Origin of the sequence: Pseudoalteromonas rubra (genome assembly GCF_004212645.1) — a bacterium.
GTDB lineage: Bacteria > Pseudomonadota > Gammaproteobacteria > Enterobacterales > Alteromonadaceae > Pseudoalteromonas > Pseudoalteromonas rubra_G.
The window spans coordinates 1-17637 of the sequence record NZ_PPUZ01000003.1 but is presented as its reverse complement, the minus strand read 5'-3'; the positions used below and the strand labels follow the sequence as shown (position 1 = coordinate 17637).

General features: G+C 50.2%; 18 protein-coding genes and 1 other RNA gene. 9 read left to right on the top strand and 10 right to left on the bottom strand.

All coding sequences use genetic code 11. The features are described from left to right. Positions 1-40: 40 nt before the first annotated feature. Genes dolP through C3B51_RS01405 form a run of 4 tightly spaced genes read right to left on the bottom strand, consistent with a single transcriptional unit; the run spans position 41 to position 3458 of the window. Positions 41-607: a division/outer membrane stress-associated lipid-binding lipoprotein gene (dolP, locus tag C3B51_RS01420; RefSeq protein ID WP_046005341.1), complete on the bottom strand. Its 567-nt coding sequence runs from the start codon at positions 605-607 to the stop codon at positions 41-43. Between the two features lie 3 nt (positions 608-610). Further along, positions 611-1195 carry an SIS domain-containing protein gene (locus C3B51_RS01415; protein ID WP_046005342.1) on the bottom strand — a complete coding sequence of 195 codons (585 nt, stop codon included), beginning with the start codon at positions 1193-1195 and terminating at the stop codon, positions 611-613. A 1-nt stretch (position 1196) separates the two neighbouring features. After that, positions 1197-1562, bottom strand: a complete 366-nt coding sequence (locus tag C3B51_RS01410; protein ID WP_130243925.1) for a YraN family protein — start codon at positions 1560-1562, stop codon at positions 1197-1199. A gap of 3 nt (positions 1563-1565) precedes the next feature. After that, positions 1566-3458 carry a penicillin-binding protein activator gene (locus C3B51_RS01405; RefSeq protein WP_130243924.1) on the bottom strand — a complete coding sequence of 631 codons (1893 nt, stop codon included), beginning with the start codon at positions 3456-3458 and terminating at the stop codon, positions 1566-1568. 63 nt (positions 3459-3521) lie between these two features. On the opposite strand from C3B51_RS01405, the gene rsmI reads away from it, so the two are divergent. Next, positions 3522-4385 carry a 16S rRNA (cytidine(1402)-2'-O)-methyltransferase gene (gene rsmI / locus C3B51_RS01400; RefSeq protein ID WP_130243923.1) on the top strand — a complete coding sequence of 288 codons (864 nt, stop codon included), beginning with the start codon at positions 3522-3524 and terminating at the stop codon, positions 4383-4385. 59 nt (positions 4386-4444) lie between these two features. After that, positions 4445-4815: RNase P RNA component class A (rnpB, locus tag C3B51_RS01395), an RNA gene on the top strand. Positions 4816-4910: 95 nt separating this feature from the next. Here the strand turns inward: rnpB and C3B51_RS01390 are convergent. Together C3B51_RS01390 and C3B51_RS01385 are read right to left on the bottom strand one after the other, a co-directional pair. Continuing rightward, positions 4911-7025 carry a winged helix-turn-helix domain-containing protein gene (locus C3B51_RS01390; protein WP_130243922.1) on the bottom strand — a complete coding sequence of 705 codons (2115 nt, stop codon included), beginning with the start codon at positions 7023-7025 and terminating at the stop codon, positions 4911-4913. 192 nt (positions 7026-7217) lie between these two features. Further along, the gene (locus C3B51_RS01385; RefSeq protein WP_130243921.1) at positions 7218-8240 is read right to left on the bottom strand and encodes a dTDP-glucose 4,6-dehydratase; all 1023 of its coding nucleotides are present in this window, start codon (positions 8238-8240) and stop codon (positions 7218-7220) included. A gap of 184 nt (positions 8241-8424) precedes the next feature. On the opposite strand from C3B51_RS01385, the gene C3B51_RS23490 reads away from it, so the two are divergent. Beyond that, the gene (locus tag C3B51_RS23490; RefSeq protein ID WP_164519187.1) at positions 8425-8868 is read left to right on the top strand and encodes a hypothetical protein; all 444 of its coding nucleotides are present in this window, start codon (positions 8425-8427) and stop codon (positions 8866-8868) included. A 43-nt stretch (positions 8869-8911) separates the two neighbouring features. Here C3B51_RS23490 and C3B51_RS01380 read toward each other — a convergent pair whose 3' ends face one another. Then, complete coding sequence (locus C3B51_RS01380; protein ID WP_130243920.1) at positions 8912-11716, bottom strand: PqqD family peptide modification chaperone; 2805 nt, start codon at positions 11714-11716, stop codon at positions 8912-8914. A 9-nt stretch (positions 11717-11725) separates the two neighbouring features. Further along, positions 11726-12664, bottom strand: a complete 939-nt coding sequence (locus C3B51_RS01375) for a GlcNAc-transferase family protein (protein ID WP_130243919.1) — start codon at positions 12662-12664, stop codon at positions 11726-11728. 296 nt (positions 12665-12960) lie between these two features. Between C3B51_RS01375 and C3B51_RS01370 the strand changes: the two genes are divergently transcribed. The 5 genes from C3B51_RS01370 (at position 12961) to C3B51_RS01350 (ending at position 16301) form a co-directional block, all read left to right on the top strand. Beyond that, on the top strand, positions 12961-13851 hold the full coding sequence (locus tag C3B51_RS01370) for a PD40 domain-containing protein (protein ID WP_130243918.1): 891 nt from the start codon (positions 12961-12963) through the stop codon (positions 13849-13851). Between the two features lie 154 nt (positions 13852-14005). Next, entirely contained in the window at positions 14006-14515 is a 510-nt protein-coding gene (locus C3B51_RS01365; RefSeq protein WP_130243917.1) for a hypothetical protein, read from the top strand. Continuing rightward, on the top strand, positions 14508-14732 hold the full coding sequence (locus tag C3B51_RS01360; RefSeq protein ID WP_125716813.1) for a helix-turn-helix transcriptional regulator: 225 nt from the start codon (positions 14508-14510) through the stop codon (positions 14730-14732). Before C3B51_RS01365 ends, C3B51_RS01360 begins: the two co-directional genes overlap by 8 nt. Before the next feature lie 115 nt (positions 14733-14847). Next, positions 14848-15300, top strand: coding sequence for a hypothetical protein (locus C3B51_RS01355; RefSeq protein WP_130243916.1), 453 nt, complete (start codon positions 14848-14850; stop codon positions 15298-15300). Between the two features lie 134 nt (positions 15301-15434). Then, the gene (locus C3B51_RS01350; RefSeq protein WP_130243915.1) at positions 15435-16301 is read left to right on the top strand and encodes a PD40 domain-containing protein; all 867 of its coding nucleotides are present in this window, start codon (positions 15435-15437) and stop codon (positions 16299-16301) included. A gap of 41 nt (positions 16302-16342) precedes the next feature. Here the strand turns inward: C3B51_RS01350 and C3B51_RS01345 are convergent, their stop codons facing one another. Next, positions 16343-16675: a putative quinol monooxygenase gene (locus tag C3B51_RS01345; protein ID WP_130243914.1), complete on the bottom strand. Its 333-nt coding sequence runs from the start codon at positions 16673-16675 to the stop codon at positions 16343-16345. After that, the gene (locus C3B51_RS01340; protein ID WP_125716809.1) at positions 16665-16886 is read right to left on the bottom strand and encodes a DUF2798 domain-containing protein; all 222 of its coding nucleotides are present in this window, start codon (positions 16884-16886) and stop codon (positions 16665-16667) included. The genes C3B51_RS01345 and C3B51_RS01340 overlap by 11 nt, the downstream gene beginning before the upstream one ends. Before the next feature lie 86 nt (positions 16887-16972). Between C3B51_RS01340 and C3B51_RS01335 the strand changes: the two genes are divergently transcribed. After that, positions 16973-17637: LysR family transcriptional regulator (locus C3B51_RS01335; RefSeq protein ID WP_130243913.1), on the top strand; the 665-nt coding region annotated here is incomplete at its 3' end.

Genomic DNA, 17637 nt, shown 5'->3' with positions numbered 1-17637 from the left:
GCCTTCTGGCAGGTTTTTTTATATACATAGATATTAACTATTACAAGATTTCGAAGGCTTTAACGACTTTCAGTACGCCGTGTACATTGCGGGCAATATCAACCGCTCGTTCTGCTTCATCTTGATTGACCAGGCCCATCAGAAAGACCTCGCTGTTCTCTGTCACCACCTTAATATTGCCACCATCAATGTGGTCATCGGCAATCAACTTGGTTTTGACTTTAGTGGTCAGCCAGCTGTCGTTGGTTTGTGTGGTAATACCGATGTTGCTGCCGATCCGCAGCTGGTTATAAATACGTTTAATGCCCTGTACGCCCTTGAGGGTGTTGTGAGCTTGCTGTTTCATTTCGACAGTACTGACCTGGCCAACCATCAGTACGTGGCCATTGACACTGACCAGGCTGATATTAGCGTGATTGGCCAGTGCAGGAATACGCTTGAGTGCCAGTGTGCCTTTGATTTCGATATTGTTATCGTCAATTTGCGAGCCCAAAGTCCGCCTGTCATTGGCCGAGGTAACGGCACCAGCGGTCCCGGCAACCACAGCTGCGGCACAGCCCTGGATCAGTAATACGGAGCAAAGTATCAGTGCAGGTCGTTTTAACATCTTTTATGCGTCCTGTGGAAAGAGAATATTGTCGATGAGCTGGCTCAGGCAGTGTACGGTAAACAGGTGGGTTTCCAGAATGCGGCTGGCCCGTTTGCTGGGCACGCGTATCTCTACGTCATTCGGGCCCAGCAAGCCTGTCAGTTCGCCACCATCATCACCAATCAATGCAATAACATTGAGATCACTGGTCAGCGCGGCTTCAACCGCACTGATCACACTCTTTTCGTGTCCGTCGATGGCCACAACAAAGAGCAAGTCATTTTGGTTGGAGATGGCGCGTACCTGACGGGCGAAGTAATCAGCGCCCTGGCTCTCGTCGCCATTGCTAAGGTTGATCTGTGTTTGACTCAGGGTCAGTGCAGGCAGGCAAGGACGCTCTGTTTCAAAGTAGTTCACCAGCAGGTTACTGAAGTGCTCTGCAATCATGTGGCAGCTGGGCACACCGCAGCAGATCAGTTTATTGCCATTGATCAGACATTGCGCAATGGCATAAGCCGTTGACTCTAAAACCTCAGGCAGTGCTTCACCTGCGGCAATTTGTGCTTGAATACTTTCGGTAAAGATCTCTTTTATTGATTCTTGCATACTAAGTAATATTTTTAATCCATTGGATATCTGGGTTTTTATCGCCTTGAATTGCCACAAAGTCGATCCGTACAGGGACATTGTGCAACGCAGATTGTTGCAGATAATTATATATACTGCGACGCAATTTTTGTAACTTACTTTGACTCAGTGCCTGGATTGCGCCACCAAAGCCGCCACTACGACGAAATTTTACCTCGACAAACACCCAGGTTTCACCTTCTTTCATGATCAGGTCTATTTCACCATAGCGACACAGGTAGTTGCGCGCCATGGCTTTAAGACCCTGTTTCTTGAGATAAGTTTCAGCAACCTCTTCATAGTGCTGACCTTTCTCCCGGCTATGACTGAATAGCTTGCCGAACATCGTCTACTGCTGTGCCTGATAATCTTCATACAGCTGTTTCATAAACAGCGGCGTCGGCGGGCGCTGATCCAAACTGACCAGGCGGATCTGGTTTTTATGATACTGTGCCCAGCTGAGCTGACGATTAATGCGGTTGGCTTCTTTAATGGTGAGCGCGCCGGTCAGGCCATCAAATTCTTTGCCAGGTATTTTGCTTAACTGTTTTATTTCCGGGATCAGATTCAGCGCGTCATAGGCCATGGCAAACAGGCGCTGTTCAATATCCGATTGTTCAGGCCAAAGTTGACTGTGTTGCTCGCGTAAGCTTTGCGATTTAACCGCGCCGGGCAGCATCCAGGGCACTTCGGTGAAAAACAGGCCTTCCAGATCGCCTTTGTCGGTTTTATCTATCTGCTTGCTGTAACTGCGTGAGCTGGCATAGAGCGGGATACGATCGGCAAAGGTACTGACATTGACATCCAAATACGGTTTAAGCAGGCGGGTTTCGATGGCATCTCCAAGGATATAAATGGCGTCTATATCACGGCGAGAGCGGGTTTCGCTTTCCAGCTCTTTATGAAACATGCGCTTGATCGTATTGATCCGTTGTTTGGAGCTGTCGACCTCGAGTAGCTGGCCAACCACTTCGGCCATGTTTTCACTGTCAGAGTAAAAGCCCACTTCAGGACGGGTTTCACTGTAACGTTGCCACTGAGCTTCAAAGTGGCCGATAAGGCGTTTACCGGAAGCCGTATCCGGGGCCAGCAGCATAGGTTTTTGATAGCCCTTCGCGAGGAAATGCACCATTGCCTGCTCCACTTCATGCTCAGGGTCTAACGCAAAGTAATAATGGTTGGGGTTGCCAAGCGCGGCGGGCGTATCCAGCGTATTTAAAAACAGCGCCGGTGTAGTTGCTAAATAGGCACTTTCGGTGAGCTTTTCGACATTGCTTTTAAGTAGTGGGCCAATCACAAACTCGGCCTGACTTTGCCCAAGCTCCCTGTCTATCTGTGCCACATCCAGGGTTTCGTCAATAAAGAAAATTTCCTCAACCCGATTGCTATCCATCGCCGCGAGAAAACCGTTTTTAAGGGCTCTGCCCAGGCGTTCACTGCTGCCCGAAGTGGGCAACAGCACAGCAATGCGGGTGACATCATACGGCGCGAGATCCAGAGTGGTTTTCACTTCCGTCGGGATGATTTCACTGCCCGGATGACTGGTATAGCGGCGTTGCCAGTTATTCAGCGCCTGGTGAAGTTGCACCGTCGAGCCCAGATAAATCTGATGATATTTGGCCAGCTTAACCCAGCCCTGCTGGATCACCGTGCCGCGATCAAAACGCTCCAGCGCATAAGACGACAACTGTTGCAGTGCCTGCCAGATATCCTGGTTCAGACCTGCAATATTTAATTGATGTTTATTGGCCAGATCCGCACTGTTGAAATAGTGTACCAGGGCTTTTTTGGGAAGCTGTTGAGCGGCATATACGCTGCCCATCAGGTATTGATGCCAGGCCTGATGGTCAGGGAGCTTTAATTTGCTTTCTAAGGTTTGCAGTAACGCCAGCGCACTGCTGTATTTTTGCTGTTGCTGGCGGGCCAGTGCGGTATACAGCTTGTTTTGTACATGGTCGACACTGGCCTTGCTTTCGAGCTCACTACAAGCCTGTTCCAGAATGGGCCAGTTTTGCTCTTCAATGGCAGCCTGTCTAGCCAGATACAGCAGCTGAATTTTACTTGCGCCTTGTTTACGACTGGCTTTATCAAACAAACCCTGCGCATCCAGTTGTTCGGCTGGTGCGGTGGTGGTTGTCGCTAATGTCTGTTTGTCTTGTGTTGATGCCGTTTTAGGGGTTGTGCCACAGGCCGATAACCCCGACAATACCGCAATCACTAGACTTATATTTTTCAGTCGCACTCGCAAACCTTTACTCATACCTTTTGTTTGTGGATATCTTACTGACTGACCCTGGAGAGCTCAATGACAAATGCCGAAAACTCAGACAAAATTGGCACCCTGTATATCGTTGCCACACCCATAGGCAATTTAGAAGACATCAGTGAACGTGCGCTGAAAGTGCTGGCAGATGTCGACTTGGTGGCTGCCGAGGACACTCGTCACACAGGTAAATTATTGAGCCACTTCAGCATAAAAGCAAAAACCTTTGCGCTGCACGACCACAATGAAAAACAAAAGGCGCAGCAGATCCTAACCTGGCTGGAGCAGGGCATGGACATCGCGCTGGTATCCGACGCCGGCACACCGCTTATTAGCGACCCTGGCTACGCGGTGGTGAACTTATGTCGTGAAGCTGGCGCTCAGGTTACCCCTGTGCCGGGCGCCTGTGCTGCAATTGCCGCGGTAAGCTGCTCAGGGTTACCAACCGATCGCTTTCAGTTTATCGGCTTTACACCGGCTAAAAGTCAGGCCCGTCAGAGCTTTTTTAAAGAGGCGCACGAATCTGGCATTACCAGTATTATGTACGAAAGCACCCACCGTATTATGGCCAGCCTGGCTGACTTACAAACGGCACTGGGTGAGCAACAGCAGGTGGTGTTCGCCAAAGAGCTGACTAAAACCTATGAAACCTTTTTCAGTGGGCCTGTGTGTGAGCTGATCGCCTTTCTTGAAAACGAACCCGAGCGCCAGCGGGGTGAGCTGGTGCTGATGCTGCCAGGAAAAAACCAGGTGAGCAGCGAAATGACGCCTGAAGCCAAGCAGCTGATCGGCTTGCTGGAAGGGGAAATGCCGCTGAAAAAAGCCTGTGGCATTGCCGCCGAGTACTTCGGATTGAAGAAAAACGCCCTGTATAAAGCCATCATCGCCGAGCGCGAAGGGGAATAATGGTAAGTAACGCAAATTAATGCTGCGTTTTATGGCAAAGGTGCGTATAATCGCCCGCCTGAGTCAGCCGGATAATCGCTGCCTGTGACGAAAATGATCAGGGGGAGGAAAGTCCGGGCTCCATTGGGCAGGGTGCCAGCTAACGGCTGGGGGGCGTGAGCCTACGACAAGTGCAGCAGAGAGAAGACCGCCTAAGTTCTTCGGAACCGGTAAGGGTGAAAGGGTGCGGTAAGAGCGCACCGGGCCACTGGTAACAGTTGGTTGCAAGGTAAACTCCACCCGGAGCAAGACCAAATAGGGTTCCTTATGGTGTGGCCCGCATCGGAACCGGGTAGGTTGCTCGAGCTTGGGAGCGATCCCAAGCCTAGACGAATGATTATCGATCTCCCTCGGGAGAGAACAGAACCCGGCTTACAGGCTGACTCACCCCATTCTACAAACCGCTTGATTTACTTATGTAGATCAAGCGGTCTTCTAAAATCACCCATCACCAAATCATATTTCCATGTACACCTTTAGTTGTTATTACTCCGCCAGCAGCAACTCTACTACCTCTTTTCGGGATGTAAGCTGCTTGATCAACAAGATCTGCTCATCGTTGACCGCTGAAATACGGACAATCTCATTTGCCAATGTGGTTAAGATCTCAAAATCACCGCTGTGTAGATCGTAAGACCATAATTGTGCATTTTCATTAATCCCATAAAGAGTATTGCTAAATGCCGTAAAGCGCCGCTCGCTGCCCTGATCCAGAAGTGGCTCAATCAACTCGTCTTCAACCGGACCGGATCGCCAGAAGCGATCCATATGATCGGTGTAAACCAGGCTGCCGTCAGCGGTTTTGAGCGCCCAGGTGACCTCGCGATCGTTCAGAATACGTATGGCTGAGTTTGTCAGGTTCAGCTCGGCAAATGTGAGCACCCCATTTATTTTGAGCTGGGCAAGTGCCGTCTGAGCGCGGCTGTCCCAGTAAAACAATTGCTCTACCGGGTGCGTCAGGGCAATGGCGTGCGCAGTGCCGTCCAGCGAGAATTTAACCAGCGCTTTGTCGGCATTGGTTAAAAGCTCAGTGCCCTCGGCTGACCAGTGAGTTTCGTATAAAAAAGTATCCATCGGGAAGTTGCTGAGCTGACGGGGTACTTGCCCGTCGCTGAGCCAGATCTGCATTTGTCCGGAGCGCGCTGAGTTAAAGGCGAGCAGGTCACCGCCCGGCTGAAATATCGCATTACTTTCTTCTTTGGTGGAGCGCTCGAGGATTGTCGCTTGTGACGTTTGCAGCGAGGCATCATTGCCAAACGGCATAGTCAAAATATCACTGTCATACTGCCCCTTGATCACCAGCATACGGCTACCATCGGGATGAAACACGGGGGAGCCCATAGGTTCATCAACCGGCAGGGTCACCGGGCTGACTTGTCCCTGATAGGTCAGGGTATATAACTGGCGGCCGGTGCTGAAGGCCAGCTGGTTTTCATAGGGCGAAAAATTGGGATAGATGGGCCTGAACCGGGCAATGGTATTTGGATAGTGAATGCGGTGACTGGATACCAGCTCGCCATCGGGCCTCAGCATATCGAGATAATAATGTTCACTCTCGCCCAGGCGCACGACTGCCAGCAGGCCGTCTTTACGGGAATAATCGTAGCTGATGATGTCGCCATCACTGACCTCATACAGGGGCGCGCTGCTGTTATCTGTCATTGAGTAGCGGATCAGCTTCCAGCGCTCGTCCGTTTTTTGTAGCAGGGCGATATGCTCGCTGTCTAGCCATTGCGGCTCTCTGATCTGTGAGTTTTTGCATTCCAGCACACGAGTTGGGGTTTGCGGTGTTTGCAACGCTTTATCGAAATCCAGCGTCATCAGGTGATAACAGAGCTTCTGGGTGACGGGTTGCACACAGGTTGAGGTTTGCACGAATGCCAGGGTTTTACCATCGGGTGAAAACTGATGCTGCCCGTTGATATCCAGATTGTTCGTCAGGCGAAACTCCTGCTGGGTGTCGATGCGCTTTGCCCAGATGCTGTTACGGCAAAGTTCAGTCGAAAAACGATGGAATACGATATATTCGCCGTCGGGCGAGTACACCCCGGCCACTTCGCGGTTATCGGTGGCCGTCAGAGGGCGAAATTCGCTGATCGTCAGCTGTTCACTTGAACTTGGCTCAAACAATACCGAAGCTGCGAGACCGACAATAAAGAATGCTGCGGCAAACAGGGCAAATCCGAATTGCGAGCGGGAGCGTATTTGCGCGGGCGCGGGTGTGTGGCTTGGTTCGGGTTGCGTGTCTTCTGTGTGCTGTTCAGGCGCTGCGCTTGGCGGCTGGGCCTGCCAGCGTACATCACATTCCAGGCTATAGCCCTGCTTGGCATGGGTTTTGATAAAATGCTGTTCCTTGCCATCATCACCCAGTGCTTTTCTTAACTGAGCAATGCAGCGTTGCAAAGTATTAGGCGAGACTATGGTATCCTGCCAGACGGCATCCAGTATTGCGTCCTGACTGATCACCTGGCCCTGATGTTGAGCCAGCACGGTCAGTACCGACAGTGCTTTGGGTGCTAAGGTTTTGACCTCTTGGTTTACGGTGATTTGGTTACGTGATAAGTCAATAAAAAACTCACCAACCCAGTATTGCTGTGTCATAACATCCCTAGTGCGCTTGGCGCTTTCACTGCCACTCGGCCAGTGTGGCGCTACTTTTGTTATTATTGTTGTTAGTCCGGCCCGTTTAATCACTTAAACCCGCACAAGTGCCCGGGTGGTGGATAAACTAATATCAGCAGAATATAACATCGGCTTTGAATTACCAATGTTATGGTTTCTTATCTGGAGGGATTAGCACCATCTGGGATTAAGCAAGGTCCAATGCACCACTTGCTCCAGGCGATCAAGCAGATCCACCTTAGGTGACCAGCCCAGCCGTTTCATTTTTTCGCCGCAAAGAGCATACCTCAGATCATGCCCCGGCCGAGAGGAGTGAAAGTCTACCAGTTCATAATGCAAGGGTTTGTTTTGCACTTGTGCAATGATCTGGGCCAGCTCTAAGTTATTTAGTTCCCTGGCGCCAACGATATTGAATTTTGGGCAAAGGGTTTGTTCATGGTCGACGTTTTCTGACCAGTTGGTATCAACCAAAAACAGCAGGGCATCGGCAACATCCTGTGCATGAATATAAAAGCGCGATCCTGGGATGGTACAGGTCTTGTCGCTATGGATCGTGACGGTTTCTCCTTGCTGTATTTTTCTGATGCTTTGTGGAATAAATTTCTCCGGGTGCTGTCGCTGTCCAAACACATTCATGGTATGGGTGATCACCACGGGTACTTTATACGTGTTGTGGTAGGCGACGGCGAGTTCTTCGCCCCCGGCTTTGCTTGCTGAGTATGGATTGGTGCTGTTGTAGCGGTCATTTTCTTTGTAGCGTACATCGGCGGGCGCCGGACCAAACACTTCGTCCGTACTAAAGTAAAAAAACCGTTTTAGACTATCCTGAGTACGGGCAAAGTCCAGAATATTGCAGGTGCCCACGACGTTATCCAGCACAAAGCTCATTGGATAGGCAATGCTTCTGTCGACATGAGACCCTGCAGCCAGATGAAAGACATAATCTACCCGGCCAATTTCCTGAGTAATTTGTGGGTTTAATGCTGCTTTTAAGTCGTGAAACACAATTTTTACCCGCCGTGTCACAGGCGGTGGAAGCTCGCTCAACGCATCCTGCAGCCGGTTGAGATTGCCGCTGTAGTCGAGCCTGTCCAGTGTAGTAATGTGCCAGTCTGTTCGCCGCAGGATCTCCAGCACCAGGTGGTGGGCAATAAATCCGGCGCCTCCTGTAATTAAGACACGTGTTTCAGCCATAAATATCGCTCGGTGAATGGGTGATACATTTAACTATAGCTGCTCATAGCGGGTGTACAGAGCAAACCGTTACCGGGAGGCGACTAAGTAAATCGACTATGAAGAAGATTGTTCAGCTTTTTGCATTGAACTTGTCGGATTATTGACCATACTGTATGAGTGCCCAATTACCTTGGAGGTACTCATGAATTCCAACCTAACACGTGTTGCTGTGGCTGTACTTATGGCAACATCGATGCAAGTCGCTGCTAAAAGCGAAAAAATCGATGTGTGTCACCACAGTCGCTACGATGTACACGTGATCTCGGTATCAATGAAAGCGGTAAACAAGCATATTCAAAACCATGGGGATTTTTTACCCTACACGCTGTATCAGGATAGTGATTATGATGGTTTTGGTAATGCTGATGTCAGTATTCAGAGCTGCGTAGATTACGTGGACGGGTATGTTGATAACGATACCGACCTGGATGATACGGATCCAAATGTGACGGATCAGCCTGTGGTGACGCCACCGCCGCCACCTGCACCCACAGGTATGCCGCCACCACCGCCAACCACCTTTAGCAATATACCGCCACCGCCGCCGCCCACAACCTTTGGCGGGGCACCACCTCCACCGTCATAACATGACATAGCAAAGCACTGTTCACTGTAATGGTGCTTTCTTATTATTGCGCTTTAGTAAATGGCTTTTCTCTAAACCAGGCGCTGATAATGTATTTGAATCCCGACTCAACCGGCTGGCCGCAGTGGTAGGTGTATTCGTTGGGTTTACCCAGTGGCGATAAGTTGTTCCAGCATAAGGCCATGCCGGTGCGGGGCGTGACCGTCATATCCAGCTGGGTAAAGTGCGTGTCCCCGCCGCCAAAGTCATCGTTTAAATAGATAACGCATGTCCAGGTGCGCTGGCCGACACTGTCGAGGCATTTTTGGTAACTGGGGGACGACTCGTGAAAGAAATCACAATGCACTTTGTACTCTTGTCCGGCGCCATAGCGCTGGATCTGTAAAGATTCCAGATACGCGCTATCAATGCCCATCAGGGCACTGATCTTATTTTTTATTCTGATGTTTTCCTGGGGGCTGATCTGTTCCAGGCAGGCGGTATAGGAGGTACGGTAACCTTGATTGCTGTCGCCCTGCTGGTCAACGACGGTTGAGGGCTGAAAGTGGCCCTCAAGGCGGGCTATCAAAGACTGACATTCCTGCTCAGAGAAAGCCCCTTCAAAGCGGTAGATTTGTGCGCGTACATCTGCAATACGAATGCTGTTGGGGTTCTGTGTGATGGCGATGTTGGCAAAGGCAAAATAAAGGCTCGGTTTGGTGTGTGTGCTTTCACGCAGGCTGGCATCTTCTATTTGCTCGGTCTTTATTTTAGGTTTGAATCCATACATGGCTTTTTCGGCCATTTCCATGGCGTAGCCAGATTCAATCAGATCTCTGTATACCTGCGCCTTGCTTTCTCCGGCCTCAAGCTTTTGGCTAACCCATTCAATTAAATCAATAGAGGGATTAATGTTAACTTGGGCATATCGCTGTCTGTTTTCTGCTCTTTGGTGATTTGTTGGCAAAACGCCGGGCAAAGTCAGTTGAGTGCGTTGTTTATCAAAGCGCTTAAACTGGGGGATCTGCAAAGGAGACAGCGCAGAGATATCGCTTTGGGCTTTATCCGGGCACAGCGGCAGCGTACTGAACGTCAGAGCATCGGGCGTAATCGCGACGGGATTAGCAGAGGCTAACCAGCTGATCAGGTGCGTTGTCTGAGCCTGACTCAAATAAGGGGTTCGGATCAGCCCTTCGTTCAAAATTACTGATAACGTCTGTGCGGCAGAGCGCTGGCCCGAAGGCAGCTGTTCAGTTGCAATAATCAATTGATCAACCTGATAGCGCACCCGCTCGTCGCAAGGCAAGGGTTCACAGATATGCTGCAACTGGCCATTAAAATAGGCGCTGGTAACGGGCTGAGTGTGCAATGCTTTACGCTGTTGCGCCGGGATTATGTGTGGGGCGCGAACCGCCTGAACATCGCCCTTACTGGTTAACAGAAAGCGGCCATAGCTGAGGACCTCGACTTGCTGTGCGCCTAGGCTCTCAAGGCTGACAGAGTTGTGGCTGAGATCTGAGCTGCAAACCGCAATCACCTGATTGTGTACCCTAACTAGCATGCCGCTGAGATAAGTGGTGTGCTGTGTGGTTGAAGCCTGCAGCGTTTGCAGCAATTCAATTAAGCGGTACAAAGCCTGATCAGCGTAAAGTAACTCCGCATCCTGTTGAGCATCCAGATACACACTATAAAATTCCCGCTCCTCGCGCAGCTCTAGAAGGTGATCCCAGTTGACGGGCCAGTCACATCGGAGCTGGGTAAAGAGACGCTTAAAGTCATTGCGCAGTCTGTCCTGCTCTATGACCACGACAACGGCTTGTCCCGCCACATCGAGCCAGAGTGGTTCGCACCAGTCGCGCAGTAAGCCTTCCTGGCTAAAGTTTGCCATGATAGCTTGGATATCGGTTTTGGCATGGGCGATATCGGTCCCATACTGACGGTGCAACGTGAGTGCGATGTCGGATACCGACTGGCTCGCTTGCAGCCCCTGCCAGATGGTGCTTGCTAATGGGTCGAGTAAAAACCAGGTGTCGTGAAGTGGGCTGTTAATAAGCACCTGTTCGTCAACCTGAAAACCTCGGGTGACGGGGCGCGTATTTGGCTGCGTCTCGGGCACATACTGCGGCGATGGTGAGCGAGTTGGAATACTGGCACATCGGCTGAGTGCCACATAGTCTCTTTGCCAGCGTGGCTTAAGCTGCACGTCTCCCAGTGGTAGTTTTCCCGAGATGGCCAGCTGATTAACAATATAGCCGGCATGATCGCTAATGCTAGCGCAATTTCCGCCTACTTCAGAAGCATGAAACGCACCGGATGACTGCCAGCGATAGACATAAAAAATATCCTCTTGCGGCAATATTTGCGTGTGTTTATCGCCTCCCAGCGCACGAAACAGCGCTAAATCAATCGCACTGACATCATGCTCTAAATAACCGCCAGTTTGCTGCCATACCGTGCGTTCAATCGCCAGGTTACACTGATAGAGGTTTTCGGAATATTCAAGTTCATGGTCGCTGTTTTCCAGCCAGGCCTGGCGGGTATGGAAAACGCCATCTCGGATCTGCGCGGCGCTGACGCTGAGCCGCCAGGGCAGATAAATATCATCGTCCTCCCAGGGCATTAAGATGTCACCTGTGCAGTAACTGGCAGCCAGATTGAACTTTTTACCCAAAGGAACAACGCGGGTCGGCAGGTTGATAACGGTCACTTGCGGGTGTTCGAACAGTAAACGATGCCCGCTGAAGTCATTGAGCACAATCAGCTCTTTCTCACCGGCATAATCCTGGCGCAGAAAGGATTCAATGGCCTCTTCCAGCAAGTGTGGGCGGCCAAAGGTGCAGCAAAAGCAGGAAATCTTAGGTAGTGACATAGTGCTCCTCTAACGCGTCGCCTGCGTATCTTTAGCCAGGGGTAAAAGCTCGCCATCCCGGTATTCGAGTGCCAGCAATGACAAGTATTGCGAGGTTGTTCGGGCCTTTCCCAGCGGGAAGTGTTCGACAGGAAAACTGTCATGGGCTGGGTCAAAGGTGTTTTCAATCAATGCACGCAGGCGGATCTGCGCGCGGGTATTCAGCGCCACCCATTTAGCGTCGTCATTCCAGTGTACATGCTGCTCGAATACGGGTTTCTCTTTGCCGTACTGGTGTAATACCAGGTGCTGAGACGGAATAAAGCAATCGTACCCTAAGGTCCAGAGTTTCAGCGAGTGGGTAAACTCTTCCTGATTAAAGTACATGACAGGGTCTATCGGTAAATCGTGATTGAGCTGGCCCTGTGCGAAGTAAAAACCACAGGCACACAAGTGACTGGCAATGGGGCCTGTGCGCTGTGTCGTATCAGCGTCAAAAAAAGGCTCGAAACGGACACTGCCATCCATGACGGGCCCCACTTTTAATCGGGCAATGGGCGTATCTGCGAGGGATGTTTGCGCCCGAAAAGGGGCTGGATAGGTAGTGAGCACAGGTTTGTCACTCGGGCAGCGTGTTAACTCTTCTATCATGTGCCTGTCCCAGTCGGCGACGAATCGGGTATGGCTGTCTATGGAAAGTACATAATCTTCGTCACGATATAGGTTTTGCGCTACATGGCGTGCCCAGCATACACCTTGCGCTTGCTCAACGGGCACCGCAACCAGTCTGATATCGGCATCAAGTTCAGAGGGAAACAACAAGTATTCATCCAGCCCGGGGATATACTGCCAGCACACACCAAAAACAAGCCGCTGCGGGTCGCTCGCATTATCGACAGCACTCCTTATGGTGGCCAGTAACTCAGGATCCCGGTAGGCCGCAATTTGGACGAAAATAGACGCATTCATAACAGAGTTACCCAATCTACTGTCTGTAAAGCGTAGATTAAAAAACCGCTGATATCACGGTGCTTACTTGCCTTCTGCTGTGGTTTATCTGTCACACAGAAGCCGCTAATCACACCTGAGCTACTCTACTTATGACTCAAGAAATCTCACCCGAAACCTTTTTAACGCTTTGATAAATATATTTTTAATTTATTAGAAGAATAAAGTCAGTGAGAAATCACCCCCCAATCCAGTGTTTGACTCTGGTATTGGTAATGTCAGGGCTGATATCAACTCATTTATCTGGAGAATAAAGAATGACGCCTCAACAATTAAAGTTGCTTGTGCCCGTTATGGGCTTGTTGCTGTGCAGCAACAGCCATGCTCAAGGTGTGTTGCCCGGATTAAACGGCCCTTATCTGGGCCAAAAACCACCTGGACTGACGCCCGAAGTGTTTGCTCCGGGATTAGTATCTACATCTGAGTGGGGAGATGCGGTACATTTTGCGCCGGACAAAGAAGTGCTTTATGTGTCTCGGTGGCGGATGAACAAAGGGCAGCGTGAAACGGCTCATGTGGTATTCAAAAGAGCTGCCGAAGGCTGGCAAAAAGTCGTGACTAAGCAAACCGGTCGTGCGCCATATTACAGCCCGGATGGTCAAAGGGTGTTTTACGGCAAGCAATATAAAACGCGCACCTCAGACGGGTGGTCTGAAATGAAAAAGCTCGGCCCCGCATTTGATGAAATCCCTATAATGGGCCTTAAAATGTCGCGCAAGGGCACCCTGGTGTTCGACGAGTTTACCCGCGACGGCAATGGCATATTAAGGTATGCAAACTGGGATAAGGGTGAATGGCAGACGCCAAAAGCATTCAGTAAGGCAATCAATACCGGCAAGTGGAATGCCCACCCGTTTATCGCGCCCGACGAGTCTTATGTTATGTGGGATGGTGAGCGGGAGCAGGGGTTTGGTAGCTCCGACCTTTATATCAGTTTCCGCCAGCCTGATGGCGCCTGGGGTGAGGCGATTAACCTGGGTGAGCGGGTTAATACGGCCGCCGAAGAAGGGGGACCTCAGGTGACGCCAGATGGTAAATACTTATTTTTCAACAGAATGGTTAAGCCTAAAGGAGAAGCAGGCGAAGCCCAGTCCGACTTGTTCTGGGTCGATGCAAAAATCATCGACGACCTCAGGCCCGTTTATTGAGGCTTTGAGCATCCAACTCTGCATAAGCGATGATGCCAATCTGGGGTTGTGATGTCATGCATTTATAACCAGAAGTAAAAGATATTTGACATTGGTTGGGATTTTGACCAGTATAAAGTCAAATATTTTTTACTTTGAGTTAAGGATGGTAGTCATGACAAGCAATGAAAAATTGAAAGTGCTCAAGGCGCTGCTCGACTCGCTGAGCTTTCGGGATCTGACTTTGAGCTTAGACCTTTTGGTAACCGGTGCTGTGGTCTATTTCTACGCCTCCAGTCTGATGATGGCAACAGCAGAACAGCTCGCCAGTGGGGTTTGGATATCCCAACTGCTCGTTAAGGTTGTGGGTGTTTCGGTTGCTTTGTCTATTGTCAGTCAGCTACTGCTGGAGCTGGTCAGTGATGGCGAAGTCGATCAACCTATGGATGAACGAGAAAAACAGGTGTCGCTGGTGGGCAATAAATATGCGTTATGGACGCTTCAGGCCGGGGTCTGTTTTGCGATTGGACAATATGCTTTTGAGCAAAACTGCATGGGCTTTGCTGAGCATGCGCCGTTGCCGTTTTTCACGTTACACATTATGGTTGGCGCCTTTTTGCTGGCGGAACTAGTCAATTATGCAACTCAGCTGATCAGAAACCGCATGGTGACACCTTATGGCTGAATGCACGATTAAAAATCAAATCAGAACACTGAGATTTATGGCCGGTGAGATGACCCAAAAGGAACTGGCAGAGCGCGTTGGCGTTACCCGGCAAACCATTATGGCAATTGAGGCGGCAAAATACTCTCCGTCACTGGAAGTGGCATTTAAGATTGCCAAGGTATTTGGCGAACCCCTGGAAGCGGTCTTTCAGTATACGGGAAATGAGCTCGGCTAGTGAGGCTGGCACTTTAATTGCCTTTAATTGTGAAATAGAAAGACCAAAAGCGGGCCTGCTGGGTTTGTCGCAGAGCTAACCCGCGCTGATCTCAGTGAAATGGAAGGACATCTAAATGAACGCAATTAATGCAAATACAGGCGCCAGTGCCGCCAGTCAGGTCTACACAACACGTACGGGTTACGCGACCAACGCGCAAACAGCTGCTGATACAGCAAAAAGCGATACCGTCACGCTCAGTGATAAAGCCAGGCAAGCGGAAAATAAGTGGCAAGCACTTGCAGCCAAGTACGATGTGCACAATATATCGGCAGGTGACATGCGCAGTTTATCAAGAGAACTATTCGATGGCGGTTTTATCGGCACAGGTGAAATGATGGCGATAGGCGCTCCAACCTCGATGAATGAAGATCCGTTCAAGAAACACGAACTCCTGAATGATATGCGCCATACCTACCAGCTGTCCTCAGCCATGGGAGGGCATAGTAAAGAATCCAGTGAGTTGTATCTCAAAGCAATCGATGTCCTTGAGCAGCTGAGTAAGACACGCAGTGCGCAAATGGTTTAACTCTTGTTTTTTCCTTTGATTTAATTGCTTTTTAATTGTTTCAGCGAAACATCAGGCAAACTTCATGTTTTACCCGGTGAACTCCTTAAACTGAGTGACCTCAGTGATCGCGGCTTAGCCAAAGGAGTTTTACTATGAAGCCAATCATGTTACTGATGGTGCTGGTGTCAGCATCATTAATGAGTACAGAGAACCAGGCCAAATCGACTTTAGACGCACCTACCGGACCCTATCTGGGGCAAAAAAAACCGGGGAGTGTACCGCAAGTGTTTGCCCCGGGATTGGTCTCTACCATACACCGGGATTATAATGCCTTCTTCTCGCCCGATATGACGGAGTTCTACTTCACGCGCAGGAATAACGATACCGGTAAATGGACCTTAATGTCTTACATTCAGCGCAACAATCAATGGCATGAGCAGGTGATTGGCCCGCGAGTGGGACGGCCTTTTCTGGCACCGGACGGGAAAACCATGCATTTAGGAAAATACTATATGGAACGTACTGCCTGTGGCTGGGGGTCGTTGCAGGTGTTAGGTCCGATGTTTGACCGGGATGACTGGGGGATCATGCGCCTGACTTCGTCCGGCAAAGGCACTTATATTCTGGACGATTATAAAAATGGGGATGTCATTCGTATTTCTGAGGTGCTCAACGGCCAGCGGCAGGCGCCTGTGGCGCTTGGCCCTGAGGTTAATACCGGCAAGTACAATGCGCATCCGTTTATTGCGCCTGATGACTCTTATATTATCTGGGATGGTCAGCGGGAAGAGGGGTATGGCGACAGTGATCTGTATATCAGCTTTCGGCAAACAGACGGCAGCTGGGGAGAGGCCATCAACTTAGGTCCTCAAGTGAATACGTCTGGCCGGGAAGCTTCAGCCACTGTAACGCCCGATGGTAAATATCTCTTCTTTAACCGTGATGCCGGCTTGGCAGAAGGGGATATTTATTGGGTGGATGCTCAGGTGATCGAGTCGCTTCGCCCTGAAAAAAGATGACCGCGCCAGAGCGCCCGCAGTGTGCGGGCACTTTATGCCCCCTATATGCTGATGCTGCTCATAAAATGCAATTCAGCGGGCTTTTCCAGTGCCTTTTCATAAAGTTGATAGACCGCCTGGGTGTATGGCTGGCGATGATGAAAATCAAACGCACTTTGCTCGGCAAACCGTTCTATTAAAGTCAGCTGAGACTGCGCGGCGTTTTCATAGAGTTCAAAGCGCAGGCACCCAGGCTCCTGTCGTGTTATCTCAATGATATCCTCAATCGCAGACTTACAGCTTTGGTAGTAAGCGGCTTTTGGATTAATATAGGCGACCAGGTTGATTGCACCATCTCTTGGGGTGTGTTCAGTATGTAATGTGTCATTTGACATGGTTTCGCTCCAGAATAAAGTGAGTAAGAGAGTGGATTGGCCCGCTGAGCAGGTAAGCCGTGATTAAAGCAACGGGCCAGGCATGGATAAACGCTTTGAACCAGTGCTGCAAAAATCCAGGCGCCACACCCAAATTGACATAGGTGACCCAGCCTGACACCAGTGTCGACAGGCAAAATGAAAATAAAGTCGTGAATATCAGTTTTCGCATTGCGCTTCTCCGTTTTATACCCATCATAGCGAGCGCGAGCAGAAGCGGAATATCAGAATAGGCAAGCTAAGATTAAGGAAAACCACATGCTCGATGATCTGCTGCTTTTTGTGGAGGTGGCTCGCCGGGGCAGCTTTGCGAAAGCGGCTGATGCGCTAGGCCTCAGTGCGCCCACCATTTCTAAACGAATTGCCACGCTGGAAGCACGGCTTGGTTATAGTCTGTTGAATCGCTCAGCACGCGGTGTGTTAGCCACATCTCACGGCCAGGCCGTCTATGAAAAAATGGCCCCGTCGCTGCTGGCCCTGCAAGCTGACTGCACCGCGTTGTTAAGCCCGCAAGTCAGTGCATTTCACTTATTGTGTCCGCAGAATTTGATCAATGGTCCTTTATATCCCGTGGTTGAGTCTTTTCAGCGTGCCCATCCGGACCTGGTACTACACATTGAACCGGATAATACCAATGTGTTGCTGAGCCAGAAGCGTTTCGATGTGATTATTCGGGTGGGCACATTGCAAGATTCCAACTGCTATCACACGCGTATCGGCGAGATTGCACTAAAGTGTGTGGTGCCTGAGCAGGCAAAAGAAACGAACACCTTGTTCATGCCATTTAAAAAGGAACAAATTCCGGATTCTGCACTGTGGCGCGATCTAGTGTCCCGTTTTGACCATCACTCTTACGTGGGAGATATCACGTTAGCCAGGCAAATGGTTGCATCCGGCCTGGGGCTATCTCTTAGTCACATTTT

What these genes read in the sequence shown, in the direction of transcription:
- dolP (WP_046005341.1), bottom strand. Translation starts at nt 607, where the DNA reads ATGTTAAAACGACCTGCACTGATACTTTGCTCCGTATTACTGATCCAG.
- C3B51_RS01415 (WP_046005342.1), bottom strand. Translation starts at nt 1,195, where the DNA reads ATGCAAGAATCAATAAAAGAGATCTTTACCGAAAGTATTCAAGCACAA.
- C3B51_RS01410 (WP_130243925.1), bottom strand. Translation starts at nt 1,562, where the DNA reads ATGTTCGGCAAGCTATTCAGTCATAGCCGGGAGAAAGGTCAGCACTAT.
- rsmI (WP_130243923.1), top strand. Translation starts at nt 3,522, where the DNA reads ATGACAAATGCCGAAAACTCAGACAAAATTGGCACCCTGTATATCGTT.
- C3B51_RS01390 (WP_130243922.1), bottom strand. Translation starts at nt 7,025, where the DNA reads ATGACACAGCAATACTGGGTTGGTGAGTTTTTTATTGACTTATCACGT.
- C3B51_RS01385 (WP_130243921.1), bottom strand. Translation starts at nt 8,240, where the DNA reads ATGGCTGAAACACGTGTCTTAATTACAGGAGGCGCCGGATTTATTGCC.
- C3B51_RS23490 (WP_164519187.1), top strand. Translation starts at nt 8,425, where the DNA reads ATGAATTCCAACCTAACACGTGTTGCTGTGGCTGTACTTATGGCAACA.
- C3B51_RS01380 (WP_130243920.1), bottom strand. Translation starts at nt 11,716, where the DNA reads ATGTCACTACCTAAGATTTCCTGCTTTTGCTGCACCTTTGGCCGCCCA.
- C3B51_RS01375 (WP_130243919.1), bottom strand. Translation starts at nt 12,664, where the DNA reads ATGAATGCGTCTATTTTCGTCCAAATTGCGGCCTACCGGGATCCTGAG.
- C3B51_RS01370 (WP_130243918.1), top strand. Translation starts at nt 12,961, where the DNA reads ATGACGCCTCAACAATTAAAGTTGCTTGTGCCCGTTATGGGCTTGTTG.
- C3B51_RS01365 (WP_130243917.1), top strand. Translation starts at nt 14,006, where the DNA reads ATGACAAGCAATGAAAAATTGAAAGTGCTCAAGGCGCTGCTCGACTCG.
- C3B51_RS01360 (WP_125716813.1), top strand. Translation starts at nt 14,508, where the DNA reads ATGGCTGAATGCACGATTAAAAATCAAATCAGAACACTGAGATTTATG.
- C3B51_RS01355 (WP_130243916.1), top strand. Translation starts at nt 14,848, where the DNA reads ATGAACGCAATTAATGCAAATACAGGCGCCAGTGCCGCCAGTCAGGTC.
- C3B51_RS01350 (WP_130243915.1), top strand. Translation starts at nt 15,435, where the DNA reads ATGAAGCCAATCATGTTACTGATGGTGCTGGTGTCAGCATCATTAATG.
- C3B51_RS01345 (WP_130243914.1), bottom strand. Translation starts at nt 16,675, where the DNA reads ATGTCAAATGACACATTACATACTGAACACACCCCAAGAGATGGTGCA.
- C3B51_RS01340 (WP_125716809.1), bottom strand. Translation starts at nt 16,886, where the DNA reads ATGCGAAAACTGATATTCACGACTTTATTTTCATTTTGCCTGTCGACA.